Raw genomic sequence first — 14,700 nt, forward strand, 5'->3', positions numbered from 1 at the left:
CGCCGTCTCATTCCGCGGTCCGTCCTCGTTCCGCGGCCTGTTCCCATTCGACCGTCTGTTCTCATTCCACCGTCTGGCGGCCCTCGGGGAGGGCGCTGCAGGAGCTGCGGAAGGAGCAGCGGTTGCAGTGTTCACCGGTGGCGGGTGCGAAGCGTTCGTCCAGGACCCGGCCGGCGGCGGTCGCCAGCAGGTCGCCGACCCACTCGCCCGAGCCGCCGCCGGACAGGGCCTCCTGGGCCTGGACCTTCGGTACCTCGTCGCCGCCGTCGCGCTTGGCGGCGCCCTGGCGCAGCTGGACGAGTTCGGCGCCGCCGGGTTCGGGGCGGCGGCCGTCGAAGACCTCGTCCACGGCCCCCTCGCGGACGGCGAGCTGGTAGACGGCGAGCTGCGGGTGGCGGGCGACCTCGTCGCGGGTGGGGGCGCTCTTGCCGGTCTTGAAGTCGACGACGTAGGCGCGGCCCTGCGGATCGGTCTCGACGCGGTCCATGGAACCGCGGATGCGGACGGCGTACTCGCCGGCGTCGAGGGTGACGTCGAAGTCGTGCTCGGTGGCGACGGCGGTGCGGCCGCCGCGGTCCGTGGTGTGCCACCGCAGGAAGCGTTCCAGGGCGGCGCGGGCGTTGTCCTTCTCATGGCGGGACTTCCAGGGGGCGTCGAAGGCGAGGGCGTCCCAGACGGAGTCCAGGCGTTCCATGAGGACGGCCAGGTCGGCGGGGGTGCGGCCGGAGGCCACCTCGTCGGCGAGGACGTGGACGACGTTGCCGAACCCCTGGGCGGCGGTGGAGGGGGCGTCGGCCTTGACCTCGCGGCCGAGGAACCACTGGAGGGAGCAGGTGTTGGCGAGCTGGTCCAGGGCGCTGCCGGAGAGGGTGACGGGCCGGTCCCGGTCGCGGAGGGGGACGGTGGAGGCGGTGGGCTCGTACAGGCCCCACCAGCGCTGCGGGTGCGCGGCGGGGACCAGGGGGCGGTCCTCGTCGTCGGTGAGCGCGGCCAGCCGGGCCAGCCGGCGGGCGGCGGCGTCGCGCAGGGCCGGCGAGGCGTCGGGGTCGACGGTGGTGGCGCGCAGCTCCGCCACGAGCGCCGGGACGGCGAGGGGGCGGCGAGGGCGGCCGGTGACGTCCTTGGGGGTGACGCCGAGCTCGGTGAGGAAGCGGGAGGGCTGGTCGCCGTCCTCGGCGGGGGCCTTGACGGCGGTGACGACGAGACGGTGGCGGGCGCGGGTGGCGGCGACGTAGAAGAGCCGGCGCTCCTCGGCGAGGAGGGCGCCGGGGGTGAGGGGTTCGGCGAGGCCGTCGCGGCCGATGCGGTCGGCTTCCAGGAGGGAGCCACGGCGGCGCAGGTCGGGCCAGAGCCCTTCCTGGACCCCGGCGACCACGACGAGGCCCCACTCCAGGCCCTTGGAGCGGTGGGCGGTCATGAGGCGTACGGCGTCGGGGCGGACCGTCCGGCGGGTGAGGGTGTCGGCGGCGATGTCCTCCGCCTCCAGCTGCTCCAGGAAGTTGAGCGCGCCGCGGCCGCCGGTGCGTTCCTCCGCGCGGGCGGCGTTGTCGAAGAGGGCGCAGACGGCGTCGAGGTCCCGGTCGGCGTTGCGGCCGGCGGTGCCGCCGCGGCGGGCCTGGCGCTCCAGGCGCTGCGGCCAGGGGGTGCCGTCCCAGAGGGTCCAGAGGGCCTCTTCGGCGGTGCCGCCGCCCTGGAGCAGCTCGCGGGCCTTGCGCAGGAGCAGGCCGAGGCGCTGCGCTCCGCGGGCGTAGGCGGGGTCGTGCGCGGTGAGCCGCTCGGGCTCGGCGAGGGCGCGGGCGAGCAGCACGTCGGAGGGCGCGGGGACGGCGACCCCGGCGGCCCGTTCCTCGTCCCGCAGGGCCCGCCCGAGCCGGCGCAGGTCGGCGGCGTCCATCCCCCCGAGCGGCGAGGTCAGCAACTCGACGGCCTCCTCGACCCCGACCCACCCGGCGGTGCCGGTACCCGACTGGGCGCTGTGCCCGGCCGGGCTCTCCTCCGGGGCCGGCTCGGCGTCGGCCGGGTCGGCGGCCCTCAGCGTGGCGGATGCCGCAGCGGCGTCGAACCCGACCGGGGCCGGGGCCGGATCGGCGGCGGCCGACGCCCGATCGGCCGAGGCCGACCCGGGCCCGGTCAGGGCCGGCTCGGCGTCGGCCGGGTCCACGGCCGTCAGGGGGGCGGATGCCGCAGCGGCGTCGGGCCCGGCCGGGGCCGGCTCGGCGGCGGCGGCCGGGCCTTCGCCGCCTGCGGTGGCCCGCTCGCGGTCAGCCGCGTCGGCACCCGGCTCGGCGTCGCCCGCACCCCGCCCGCCGTCGGCTGCGGTCGGATCGGCGGCGGGCGGCGGGGTGGTGGCGGCTGTGGCGGTGAGGCGGAGGGCTGTGAGGAGGGGGGTGAGGGCCGGTTCGTGGCGGAGGGCCGTGGTGGTGGCGTCCGTCTCCGCCGGGACGCCCGCCGCGATCAGGGCGCGGCGCATCGCCGGGAGGGTGCGGCCGCCGGCGCGGACCAGGACGGCCATGTCCTGCCAGGGGACGCCGTCCTCCAGGTGCGCCCGGCGCAGGATGTCGGCGATGTTGTCCAGTTCGGCCCCCGAGGTGGGGTACGTGTACACCTCGACCCGGCCGCCCTCCCGGGCCGGCCGCAGGTCGCGGTGGGCCCGTACGGCGGCGGCCGGCAGGCGCGGGAGCGGCATACGGGTGGTGAGCAGGCGGGTGGCGGCCAGGAGGTTCGCTCCCGAGCGGCGGCCCGCCGTCAGGGCGCGGACCCGCGCACCGGGGAAGGACGTCTCGAAGTCGAGGACGTTGTTGATGTCGGCGCCCCGGAAGGCGTAGATCGACTGGTCGGGGTCGCCGAAGGCGACCAGCGTCCCCGCCGGACCGTTCAGCGCGCGCAGCAGCCGCAGCTGGGAGGCGTCGGTGTCCTGGTACTCGTCCACGTAGATCACGTCGTAGGACGAGGAGACCGACGGGGTCTCCTCCGCCAGCAGGACGGCGCGGTGGACGAGCTCGGCGTAGTCCAGGGCGCCCTGGAGGTCGAGGACGTCGAGGTACTCGGAGAGGAAGGCCGCGGCCGCCTTCCAGTCGGGGCGGCCGATGCGGTCGGCGAAGGCGCCCAGGGCGCGCGGGCCCAGGCCCAGCTCACGGGCGCGGGCCAGCACGGCGCGGACCTCGTCCGCGAACCCGCGCGTGGTCAGCGCGGCCCGCAGGTCCTCCGGCCAGCGGATGCTGCGCAGCCGGCGCTGGCCCTCCAGCAGGGTGCGGACCATCACGTCCTGCTCGGGGCCGGACAGCAGCCGCAGCGGGTCGGCGAACAGTTCGTGGTCCTGGTGGGCGCGGACCAGGCCGTAGCAGAAGGAGTGGAAGGTGGTGGCCTGCGGGGCGCGGGCGCCGCCGAGCCGCAGGGCGGCCCGGTCGCGCAGTTCGACGGCGGCCTTGCGGCTGAAGGTGAGGACCAGGATCCGGGCGGGGTCCGTCCCGGCCTCGACCCGGGCGGCGGCCGCCTCGACGAGGGTGGTGGTCTTGCCGGTGCCGGGGCCGGCCAGGACCAGGAGCGGTCCGCCGGTGTGATCAACCACCGCCCGCTGGGACGCGTCCAGGACAGGGGGAGCCACCTGCCGCGGGCCGGTGCGCACCAGGCGGTACGCGTCGGGCGTACGCGTACGCCGCTGCGGGCGGCCGGGAGAAGAGGTGATCACGTGGGGTGCCGGTCCTGGTGGGTCTGCGGGTGCGGTCAGCGGGGCGGCGGCCGGCGCGGGTGCCGAAGCCGAAGAGGCAACGCTACGGCAACCGGGCGGGCCGCCGCAGTTCCTCCCGGAGGGCCCGGACGCCGGTCCCGGGGCCGCGCGGCCCTTCCCCCGTACGGGCCTTCGGTGGCCCGTACGGATTGCGGATGGCCGAAGCTGTCAGGTGTGAGCCTCGTCGCCTCCGGCCCCCTCCCCGCGCCCGTCCCAGCGTGCCCGCCGCATCGCCAGCCGGGGTTCGCCGGAGGGCGTCTCGCGCAGCGGGGTGCCCTCGGTGCGGTAGTGCTCCAGGGCGCGCCGCTCGTGCCCGGGCAGAGGTACGCCGTCCGCGCGCACCACCCGCCACCAGGGCACGGCCGCCCCGTACAGGGCCATGACGCGGCCGACTTGGCGGGGTCCGCCCTCGCCGAGCCACTCGGCGACGTCCCCGTACGTCATCACCCGGCCGGGCGGAATCCGCTCGGCCGCCTCCAGTACCCGTTCCGCGTATGCGGGCAGCTCTCCGCTCATCCGGCCCATGGTGCCGGATGCCGCGGGAGGCTCGGCGGAGGCTTCGGTTCCATACCGGCGCGCACCCTGATGCCCCGCGGGGCCGCCGGTCCGTGCCACCATCTTCCGGGCGGTGACTGGTGATACGTGATCAAGAAGAGACGGAAGTGACGGCGAAGGAGCGGGGTGTGAGCCCTCCTGACGGTGCGGGAACGGGCGGGGGTGCCCGCCCGGACAAGGACGCGCCCGAGGGCAATACCGCACGCCCCGCGGAACCCGCCGCGGACGACAGCGGAGCCCCCGCCGGCAGCGCGCCGGCCCCCGCCGGGGACGCGCACAAGGCCCCCGCCGGGAACGCGCACGCGGACCCGCGCCCGCACGACCCGCACCCCGACGACCCGCCCGGGCACACCCCGACCGCGGCCGACCGCGTCGAGGTGGACGAGCCGCTGCTCGCCGCCCGCGTGCACCGCCCCTCCGACCTCGTACGCCTCCTCGTCGGCCTCCTCGGGATCGCCGTCGTGCTCGGCATCGCCGCCTTCGCGCACGGCACGACCGTGGGCCTGGAGGCCGACATCAGCAAGGGCACCGGCCAGGCGCCCGACGTGCTGATCAAGGTCGCGGGCCTGGTGTCCAGCATCGCGGTGCTCCTGGTACCCGTCGCCTTCGCCATCGAGCGGCTGATCAAACGCGACGGGCTGCGCATCGCCGACGGCGTCCTCGCCGCCGTCCTCGCGCACGGGGTGACCCTCGCCACCGACCTGTGGGTCTCCCAGGCCGCCCCCGCGACCATCCAGGACGCCCTGACCCGCTCGGCCGGCGGCGGCGCCCTCACCGACCCGGTGCACGGCTACCTCGCGCCCGTGATCGCGTACATGACCGCCGTCGGGATGACGCGCCGGCCGCGCTGGCGGGTCGCGCTGTGGGTGGTGCTGCTGCTCGACGCCTTCGCGATGCTGGTCAGCGGCTACACCACCCCCTTCTCGATCATCCTGACCGTGCTGATCGGCTGGAGCGTCGCGTACGGGACCCTGTACGCGGTCGGCTCGCCGAACGTCCGCCCCACCGGGCAGCACCTCCTCGCCGGGCTGCGCCGCGTCGGCTTCCAGCCCGTCAGCGCGCTGCGCGCCGAGGCGCCCGACGGGGACACCGCCGAGACCGGCGACCGCGGCCGGCGCTACCACGTCACGCTGGAGGACGGCCCGCCGCTGGACGTCACCGTCGTGGACCGTGAGCAGCAGGCGCAGGGGTTCTTCTACCGGGTCTGGCGGCGGCTGACCCTGCGCGGGATCACCACCCGGCGCAGCATCCAGTCGCTGCGCCAGGCCCTGGAGCAGGAGGCCCTCCTGGCGTACGCGGCGATCGCGGCCGGGGCGAACGCGCCCAGGCTGATCGCCACCTCCGAGCTCGGCCCCGACGCGGTGATGCTGGTCTACGAGCACCTGGGCGGGCGCACCCTCGACGCCCTCCCCGACGAGGAGATCACCGACGAGCTGATCCGCAACGCCTGGGAGCAGGTGCGGGCCCTCCAGTCGCGGCGGATCGCGCACCGCCGGCTCACCGGCGACGCGCTGGTGGTGGATCGTTCCGGCGCGGTCGTCCTGACCGACCTGCGGGGCGGTGAGATCGCCGCCGGTGACCTCGTCCTGCGGATGGACGTCGCGCAGCTGCTGACCACGCTCGGCCTGCGGGTCGGCGCGGAGCGGTCGGTGGCCTCGGCGGTGTCGGTGCTCGGACCCGACACGGTCGCGGACTGTCTGCCGCTGCTCCAGCCGATCGCGCTCAGCCGCTCCACCCGGGCGACGCTGCGCAGGCTGGCCCGGGAGCGGGCCGACCGGCAGCGGGAGGCCGTCCTGGAGTCCTCGCGGGTGGCGAAGGCGGCCCGCGGGGCGGACGCGAAGACCGACAAGACCTCGGCGGCCGCGGACCGCAAGGCGGAGAAGAAGGCGCTGGACGACGCGCTGGAGGGGGCGCGTGAGGAGGACCTGCTGAGCCAGATCCGCAAGCAGGTGCTGCTGATCCGCCCGCAGGCGCCGGTGGAGCCGGCCCGGCTGGAGCGGATCCGGCCGCGCACGCTGGTGTCCTTCATCGCGGGCGCCTTCGGTGCGTACTTCCTGCTCACGCAGCTGGCCCACGTGGACTTCGCGACGATCGTCGGGCAGGCGCAGTGGGGCTGGGTGGGTGCCGCGATGGCCTTCTCGGCGCTCACCTACGTGGCGGCGGCGATGAGCCTGCTGGGCTTCGTTCCGGAGCGGGTGTCCTTCCTGCGGACGGTGATCGCGCAGGTGGCGGGCTCCTTCGTGAAGCTGGTCGCCCCGGCGGCGGTCGGCGGTGTCGCGCTGAACACCCGGTTCCTCCAGCGGGCGGGGGTGCGGCCGGGGCTGGCGGTGGCGAGCGTGGGCGCTTCGCAGCTGTTCGGGCTCGCCAGCCACATCCTGCTGCTGCTGTCGTTCGGCTACCTCACGGGCACCGAGAAGACCCCGGAGATGACCCCGTCGAGGACGGTCATCGCGGGCCTGCTGACGGTGGCGGTGCTGGTGCTGGTGGTGACGGCGGTGCCGTTCCTGCGGAAGTTCGTGGTGACGCGGGTCCGGGCGCTGTTCGCCGGTGTCGTACCGCGCATGCTGGACGTGCTCCAGCGGCCGCAGAAGCTGCTGACGGGCATCGGCGGCATGCTGCTGCTGACCGGCTGCTTCGTGATGTGCCTGGACGCCTCCATCCGCGCCTTCGGCGGCGGGAACACGCTGAGCTACGCCAGCATCGCCGTGGTCTTCCTGGCGGGCAACGCGCTGGGCTCGGCGGCGCCCACGCCCGGCGGTATCGGCGCGGTGGAGACGACGCTGACGCTCGGGCTGATCGCGGCCGGGCTGGAGAAGGAGGTGGCGATCTCCGCGGTGCTGCTGTTCCGGCTGATGACGTTCTGGCTGCCGGTGCTGCCGGGCTGGGTGTCGTTCAACTTCCTGACCCGCAAGGAGGCGATCTAGGAACGGTCCAACGGCAGCCCCTCGTCACCCGGTCGGACCGTCAGCGGGCGCGGGTGGGGGCGTGCGCCCACGATGGGGTTATGCCGACGATCGTCCTGCGGACCACCGCTGCCGCCGCCCTCGCCGCCGCGCTGCTCGCCACCAGCGCCTGTTCCGCCGGCAACGGCGGCGCGAAGCAGGCCCCGGCGGGGGGCGCCGGGGACTCCAAACCCCTCAAGTGGGAGGACTGTCCGGCCCCCGACGCCGCCGAGGGCGGCGGGCAGGCGCCGCCCGCGGGCTGGCAGTGCGCCACCCTGGACGTTCCGCTCGACTACGCCAAGCCCGAGGGCGAGACCATCCCGCTGGCCCTGATCCGGGCGAAGGCGAGGAACCCCAAGGAGCGGCTCGGCTCGCTCGTCTTCAACTTCGGCGGGCCCGGCGGCTCCGGCATCACCACCCTGCCCAGCGCCGCGAAGGACTACGAGGCCCTGCGCGCCCGCTACGACCTGGTGAGCTTCGACCCGCGGGGAGTCGGCCGCAGCGCCCCCGTGCTGTGCGAGAACGACAAGGAGCTGGACGCGTACTACGCCCAGGACTCCTCCCCCACCACCCCCGAGCAGGAGAAGGCGTTCATCCAGGGCCTGCGCGCCTACCAGCTGGCCTGCCAGGCGCACTCCGGCAAGGTGCTCCCGTACGTGGGAACCGAGAACGCCGCCCGCGACATGGACCGGATCCGCCAGGCCCTCGGCGAGCCGAAGCTGAACTACTTCGGCATCTCCTACGGCACCGAACTCGGCGGCGTGTACGCGCACCTGTTCCCCAAGAACGTGGGCCGGGCCGTCTTCGACGCGGTCGTGGACCCGACCAAGGACTCCGCGCAGAGTGCGCTCGGCCAGGCGAAGGGCTTCCAGCTGGCCCTGGACAACTGGGCGCAGGACTGCGTGGACCGCGGCGAGCAGTGCCGCCTCCAGGGCACCACCGCCAAGGAGATCGAGAACAACATCGTGAAGCTCCAGAAGAGCCTGGCGGCCAAGCCCATCCCCGGCATCGGCGAGCGGATGCTCACCGAGACGATGGCGACCAACGGCGTCGCCCAGGCCCTGTACTCGAAGGAGCTGTGGCCGCTGCTGGAGCAGGGTCTGGACGAGGCCGAAGGTGGCCAGGGGCAGCTGCTGATGGCCCTGTCCGACTCGCTCAACGGCCGCGACCAGCAAGGCCGTTACAGCAACATCGGCGCCGCCAACACGGCCATCAACTGCGCGGACTCCAAGGACCGCTACAGCCTGGAGCAGACCAGGGCGAAGCTGCCGGAGTTCCGCAAGACCTCCCCGGTCTTCGGGGACTTCCTCGGCTGGGCGCTGATGAGCTGCACGGGCTGGCCGGTGGCCGGTGCCTGGCAGACCCCGGACGTCTCCGCCCCCGGCTCGGCCCCGATCCTGGTGGTCGGCAACACCGGCGACCCGGCGACCCCGTACGAGGGGGCGCGGAACATGGTGGAGCGGCTGGGCAAGGGCGTGGGCACCGAGCTGACGTTCAAGGGGCAGGGGCACGGGGCGTACAACAGCGGCGACGCGTGCGTGCAGCGGGCGGTCAACGCGTACCTGGTGGACGGGAAGGTGCCGGGCCCCAACGCCGTCTGCACCGCCGCCTGAACGGCGGGGCGGCGGGAACGCCGGAGGGGCCGTACCGCCGCGAGCGGTACGGCCCCTCCGGTCGTGGCCTAGTAGACCGGCTTCTCGGGCTCGATCTGGTGGACCCAGCCGATCACGCCGCCGCCCACGTGGACGGCGTCCGCGAAGCCCGCGTTCTTGAGGACCGCGAGGACTTCCGCACTGCGGACACCCGTCTTGCAGTGCAAGACGATGCGCCGGTCCTGCGGGAGGTCCTGGAGGGCGGTGCCCATCAGGAACTCGCCCTTGGGGATCAGCTTGGCGCCGGGGATGGAGACGATCTCGTACTCGTTCTTCTCGCGGACGTCGATGATCTCGATCTTCTCGCCCCCGTCGATCCACTCCTTGAGCTGCTTGGGAGTGATCGTCGAGCCGGCGGCGGCCTCCTGGGCCTCCTCCGAGACGACACCGCAGAACGCCTCGTAGTCGATGAGCTCGGTGACGGTCGCGTTCGGACCGCAGACCGCGCAGTCGGGGTCCTTGCGGACCTTGACCTGGCGGTACTGCATCTCCAGGGCGTCGTAGATCATCAGACGGCCGACGAGCGGCTCACCGACACCGGTGAGGACCTTGATGGCCTCGGTGACCTGGATGGAGCCGATGGACGCGCAGAGCACGCCGAGGACGCCGCCCTCGGCGCAGCTCGGGACCATGCCCGGCGGCGGGGGCTCCGGGTAGAGGCAGCGGTAGCAGGGCCCGTGCTCGGACCAGAAGACCGACGCCTGGCCGTCGAAGCGGTAGATCGAACCCCAAACGTACGGCTTGTTCAGCAGCACGCACGCGTCGTTGACCAGGTAACGGGTGGCGAAGTTGTCCGTGCCGTCGACGATGAGGTCGTACTGGCTGAAGATCTCCATCACGTTCTCGGCTTCGAGCCGCTCTTCGTGAAGGACCACGTTGACGTACGGGTTGATGCCCAGCACGCTGTCACGGGCGGACTCGGCCTTGGAGCGGCCGATGTCCGCCTGGCTGTGGATGATCTGGCGCTGCAGGTTCGACTCGTCGACCTCGTCGAACTCTACGATGCCCAGCGTGCCGACGCCGGCCGCGGCCAGGTACATGAGGGCGGGGGAACCGAGGCCACCGGCACCCACGGCGAGCACCTTGGCGTTCTTCAGGCGCTTCTGCCCGTCCATCCCGACATCGGGGATGATCAGGTGACGCGAGTACCGGCGGACCTCGTCGACGGTGAGCTCGGCAGCCGGCTCGACCAGGGGTGGCAGCGACACGGGGACTCCAGGGTCATCCCCGCGGGCGCGGGGAGCATTTAAGGGTTGTTCCTTCCCGTAACACTGCCACGCCCTTCTTCATTCCGAGACACCTGGTCCGATACGTGAGACGAATTCGTCCCAGTACGCGGGCATCGATTCCCAGGGGTCCAGTCCGGGGCTCGCGCGCCGGTCGGTGAACCAGATGGTTCCGGCTCCCTGCCAGCGGGCGACGCGGACCGCCTCGTCCAGGTGGGTGCGGGGCACTCCGTGGACGAGGTGGCAGAACCGCTCCGCCGGGTGGTCGGCCGTCCACTCCGCCACCTGCGACCAGCGGTAGTCGGCCCAGGCCCCGGAGAAGGTGACCAGCTGGTCGGCGGCCTCCAGGTAGCCCTCGCAGGGGTGCGTGCCGTGTCCGAGCACGATCCGCAGCTCGTGGCCGAGCCCGCGCAGGGCGTCGGTGAGCCGGCGGGTCCAGGCGAGCTCCGAGCGGTCGGCGGGGGCTTCGGCCAGGTAGAAGCCGCCGACCCCGTACCAGTCCCGGAAGCGGTGGGCGTCGGAGAGCAGCTCCCCGAAGGGCCGGGTGCCGCCCCGCAGGCCGAGGTGGCCCAGGACCCTCCCGCCGGCGCCCCGGAGCTTCGCGGCCGCCTCGGAGCAGTGCGGGTCGGGGCGGCCGCCGGGGCCGTCGGCGACGTTGAGGACGGCCCAGTGCAGCGGGGTGCCGGGGCGGGTCAGCTCCGCCCACTCCACCGGGGCGAGCAGCGGGTGCGCGTAGCCGGGGATGCCCAGGCCGAGGCGGCCGGACTCGGTCGCGGCGGCCGCCGTGGCCCCGGGCGGGGTGGTCAGATGCGGCACGCCGCCTCCATCCAGATGTCCGCGAGGGATTCCTCCAGGTTGATCCGGGGCCGCCAGCCGAGCCGGTCCCGGGCGGTGCGGACGTCGGCCTGCTGCCAGGCGCCGCAGCCGTCCGGGTACGGGAACGGCTGCGGGGCCGCGGTCGCGAGCTGTTCGGCGGTGGCCTCGGCCCGGGGGGAGCCGATGCCGGCCAGGCCCTGCGGGCGGCCGGGGTGGCCGTGCTGCGGGGTGTTGTGCGGTCCGCCGTGCGGGACGTCGAGCTCGTTGAGGGCGCCGCCGTAGCCGGCCACCCGGGCGAGGACGGCCGCCGCGTCGCGCAGCCGGACCGCGCGGCCGGTGCCGATGTTGACCACGCCCTGGGCGGCGGAGAGGGAGGCGGCGTGCACGGCCCGGGCCACGTCCCGTACGTCGACGAAGTCGCGCTGCACGCCGAGCCCGCTGAGCTTGAGCTCGCCGTCGCCGGACTGCATGGCGCGCCGCATGGCCTCGGCGAGCCGGCCGAGCGGGGACCCGGCGGGGGTGCCGGGGCCGACGGGCGAGAAGACCCGCAGGACGACGGCGTCCAGCCCGGAGCCGAGGACCAGCTCGGTGGCGGCGAGCTTGCTGACCCCGTACGGTCCGCCGGGTCTCGGGACGGCGTCCTCGGCCGTGGAGGACCCCGGCTGGCTGGGCCCGTACTCGGCGGCGCAGCCGAGCTGGACGAGCCGGGCCCCGCAGCCGCTGCGGCGCAGGGACTCGCAGATGGTGGCGACGGCGACGGTGTTGTGGCGGGTGAGTTCGCGGGCTCCGCCCCGGGTGGTGCCCGCGCAGTTGATGACGACGCCGGGGTGGACGGCGTCCAGGAACCGGGTGAGGGCGCCGGGACTGCCGGTGGCGAGGTCGAAGCGGACGTCGGCGTCGTCTCCCCGGCCCAGCGCGGTGAGCTGGACGGCGGGGTCGGCGAGCAGCCGGTCCGCGACGTAGCGGCCGAGGTAGCCGTTGGCTCCGATCAGAAGCACCCTCATCGCGCGGCCCCTCGGTGGGTTGGCTGGCCGGTCATCCTTTTCTCCTTGGTCGGTGGTCGTGTCAGGGGGTACGGGCGCTCAGGGACGCGCGTGTGCGGAGGCACGGGACAGCGCGAGGAAGGCGTGTACGAGGAGTCCCGCGACGGCCGCGTACAGCGCGGGCGGGTCCGGGACCAGGGCGAGCGCGAGGGCCGCGGCCGGCGGCGCGCGGTGGGCGCCGTGGCCGAGGAGGAGCCGGGCCAGGAACAGCAGCACCGCGAGCGGTACGGCGGTCGCCTGGGCGGCGCCGGTGAGCGCGGCCGCCCCCGCGGCGGCCGCGGTGAACAGCAGGAGCGCTCCGGCCAGCGGGGTCCGGGCCCCGGCGGCGAACTCGTCCAGGGCCCGGCTCCCGGCGAGCCGGCGGCGGGCCCGGGCCGCGTAGAGGGCGGCGGCGAGGTAGCCGGGGGCCGCGGTCAGGGCGAGGGCCGTGCCGAGGGCGGCCCCCTGCTGGTGGACGGCCCACACGGCGGCGGCCGCCGCGAGCAGGTGGGCGGTGAGGGGGAACCGGCCGGGGGCCCGACCGGGCCACACCAGCGCGGCGGCGGCGAGCAGCCCCGCGAGGAGCCCCGCCCCCGGCACCCCGGTGGCTGCCGCCGCGCACCCGAGGGCGCCGGGCAGCAGGGCGTACCCGAAGCGGCGCACCACCGTCCGGGCCCTGGCCGGCTCGGGAGCGGGCCCGTCCGCGGGCTCCTCCCCGCGCGGGGTGCGCGCGTACAGCTCCTCGGCGAGCGAGAACACGTCCCGGTGCCGGAACCGCGCGGCGGTCCGGTCGGTGATCCCGCACGCCTCCAGCCCGGCGGCCACCTCCAACGCGTCCACGGCTCCCTCACAGAGCCCCCGATGCCGGTACAACAACCCTTTGACGGGATCCCCACCCCGCGCGGCAGCCCCAGCCGCACCAGATCCGGCCTCGCCGGCGTTCGAGGCCCGGGGACTCGGGGGCGGAGCCCCCGGCGACGGCGCCGCGCCCGTGACGTCCGACGCCGTCATACCGCCGCCTCCTCAGCCACCGCCGGCCCGGCGACCGGCCCGGCGGCCGACTCGACGCTCCAGTTCGGCGTCATCCAGTGCCCCGGCACCCTCGCCTCCGCCGGCCGGGCGAAGGGGACCTCCCCTTCCCCCCGCGAGGCCCTGGCCAGCAGCCACAGGTAGCTCTCGCGGAAGGCGGCCACGTTCTGCTCGACGGTGAACAGCTCCAGTGCCCGCGCCCGCGCCGCCGCCCCCAGCCGCTGGGCCCGCTCGGGGTCCTCCAGCAGGGCCAGGCAGGCACCGGCCAGGGCCCGCGGGTTGCGCGGCGGAACCACGAGCCCGGTACCGCCGATGACCTCACAGACAGCCCCGACGTCCGTCGACACGGTGGCCCGGCCGCACAGCATCGCCTCGGCGAGGGTGAGGGGGAACCCCTCGACCACCGAGGACAGCAGCACGATCCGCCCGGCGGCGTAGGCGTCGGCCGCCGACGGCGCCTCGGGCCCGCCGACCTCCTCGAACGAGACGGGGTTCTCCCCGACCGTCCGCGCGTCGGCGGCCTCGTCGGGGAACAGCTGCGCGGCCAGCGACCGGCAGTCGGCCAGGTACCCCGGCGCGGCGGCCGTGACGAAGATCCGCAGCCGGGTCCGCGGCGCGGCCCGGCGGACCTCCGCGAAGGCGTGCAGCAGGCCGATCAGGTCCTTGGCCGGCTCCACCCGCCCGACCCACACCAGGGTGTCCGGGTCCCCGCGGACGGGGTCCTCCCCCACGGCGGCGAATCGGTCCGCCTCCATCCCGGGGTACACGGTCCGCACCCGCTCCCGGGGCGCCCCGCACCGCTCCTGCCAGCGGCGGGCGTGCGCGTTGCCGGGGGTCAGCAGATCGGCGCGGCCGTAGATCTCCCCGGCCAGCCGGACGTGGAAGGCGGCGAGCAGGGCGCGCACCGCGGGCCTGCGAGGACCGTCGGGCCCCTGGTCCAGGTAGTGGGCCCGCAGCTGGACCCCGTACTCGGTGACCAGCAGCGGGACCCCGCAGAAGCGTTTGGCCAGGAGGCCGGGGACGGCCGCCACCCCGCCGGCGGCGGCATGGCAGACATCGGCGGCGGCGAGCCCGGGCTCCCCGTACCAGTCGAGGGACAACGGCCGCAGCAGCCGCTCCAGTTCGTCGGCGAACTCCAGCAGGTCGGGGACCCGGGCCGCCCGTACGCCCCGGCCCGCGCCGGGGGCCCGGCAGCCCGCCTCCAGGACCCGTACGGCGGTCTCCGAACGCAGGGCGGCGTACATCCCGCCCTGGTCGCGGGCGAGTTCGGCCAGTCCGTACAGCCCGGCCGCGAAAGCTCCGGCCGAGACCGGGTCGGCCGGGGAGGCGCTCCCGCCGCAGAGGCCGCGCACCAGTTCCCGCAGGGCGTCGGCGAAGCGCCGCCGCTCCCGCCGGGAGTGGGTCCGGCCGTCGTCGGCGGGGGCCCACAGCGGGGCGGTGTGCACCCGTGTGACGTGCTGCGGGAGCGGGACCAGGCCGCGCTCCTCCTGTCCGGCGCTGCGGCTTAGCGCGTAGAGCTCGAACTCGTGCTGCGGGAGCCCGCGCACGAGCCGGTCGCACCAGAGCCCCGCCTCTCCTGCCGCATACGGATAACCACCTTCCGTGAGCAGTCCGATCCGCACGAGTGGCACCCCCGTTCTCCCGTTCCTGGCGGTCGCCGTCGGTCCGGTGACCCGCCGCGGGAGAACTCAAGCGGATACACCGGTGGCGCGACGGACGGTTGTCCGTCGC

General features: G+C 75.1%; 9 protein-coding genes. 2 read left to right on the top strand and 7 right to left on the bottom strand.

Annotated features, from left to right (window positions below):
* Positions 1-61: 61 nt before the first annotated feature.
* Positions 62-3,685 (bottom strand): ATP-dependent DNA helicase, encoded by a 3,624-nt coding sequence (locus ABZ716_RS02330; protein ID WP_358955894.1) that lies wholly within the window; start codon positions 3,683-3,685, stop codon positions 62-64.
* Between the two features lie 210 nt (positions 3,686-3,895).
* Entirely contained in the window at positions 3,896-4,243 is a 348-nt protein-coding gene (locus ABZ716_RS02335; protein ID WP_358811013.1) for an MGMT family protein, read from the bottom strand.
* A gap of 119 nt (positions 4,244-4,362) precedes the next feature.
* Between ABZ716_RS02335 and ABZ716_RS02340 the strand changes: the two genes are divergently transcribed.
* Together ABZ716_RS02340 and ABZ716_RS02345 are read left to right on the top strand one after the other, a co-directional pair.
* Positions 4,363-7,206 carry a lysylphosphatidylglycerol synthase transmembrane domain-containing protein gene (locus ABZ716_RS02340; RefSeq protein WP_358955817.1) on the top strand — a complete coding sequence of 948 codons (2,844 nt, stop codon included), beginning with the start codon at positions 4,363-4,365 and terminating at the stop codon, positions 7,204-7,206.
* An 80-nt stretch (positions 7,207-7,286) separates the two neighbouring features.
* Positions 7,287-8,837 (top strand): alpha/beta hydrolase, encoded by a 1,551-nt coding sequence (locus tag ABZ716_RS02345; RefSeq protein WP_358955820.1) that lies wholly within the window; start codon positions 7,287-7,289, stop codon positions 8,835-8,837.
* Between the two features lie 68 nt (positions 8,838-8,905).
* Here the strand turns inward: ABZ716_RS02345 and moeZ are convergent, their stop codons facing one another.
* From moeZ to ABZ716_RS02370, 5 genes are all read right to left on the bottom strand, one after another.
* Positions 8,906-10,084, bottom strand: a complete 1,179-nt coding sequence (gene moeZ / locus ABZ716_RS02350; protein ID WP_351879452.1) for an adenylyltransferase/sulfurtransferase MoeZ — start codon at positions 10,082-10,084, stop codon at positions 8,906-8,908.
* Between the two features lie 78 nt (positions 10,085-10,162).
* On the bottom strand, positions 10,163-10,918 hold the full coding sequence (locus ABZ716_RS02355) for a spherulation-specific family 4 protein (RefSeq protein WP_358955823.1): 756 nt from the start codon (positions 10,916-10,918) through the stop codon (positions 10,163-10,165).
* Positions 10,906-11,922, bottom strand: a complete 1,017-nt coding sequence (locus ABZ716_RS02360) for an NAD-dependent epimerase/dehydratase (RefSeq protein ID WP_351879458.1) — start codon at positions 11,920-11,922, stop codon at positions 10,906-10,908. The genes ABZ716_RS02355 and ABZ716_RS02360 overlap by 13 nt, the downstream gene beginning before the upstream one ends.
* 78 nt (positions 11,923-12,000) lie before the next feature.
* On the bottom strand, positions 12,001-12,780 hold the full coding sequence (locus ABZ716_RS02365; protein WP_358955826.1) for a hypothetical protein: 780 nt from the start codon (positions 12,778-12,780) through the stop codon (positions 12,001-12,003).
* A gap of 167 nt (positions 12,781-12,947) precedes the next feature.
* Complete coding sequence (locus ABZ716_RS02370) at positions 12,948-14,591, bottom strand: DUF3492 domain-containing protein (protein ID WP_358955829.1); 1,644 nt, start codon at positions 14,589-14,591, stop codon at positions 12,948-12,950.
* Positions 14,592-14,700: the final 109 nt, after the last annotated feature.

Source organism: Streptomyces sp. NPDC006687, from assembly GCF_040636215.1.
In the GTDB taxonomy this organism is placed as follows: domain Bacteria; phylum Actinomycetota; class Actinomycetes; order Streptomycetales; family Streptomycetaceae; genus Streptomyces.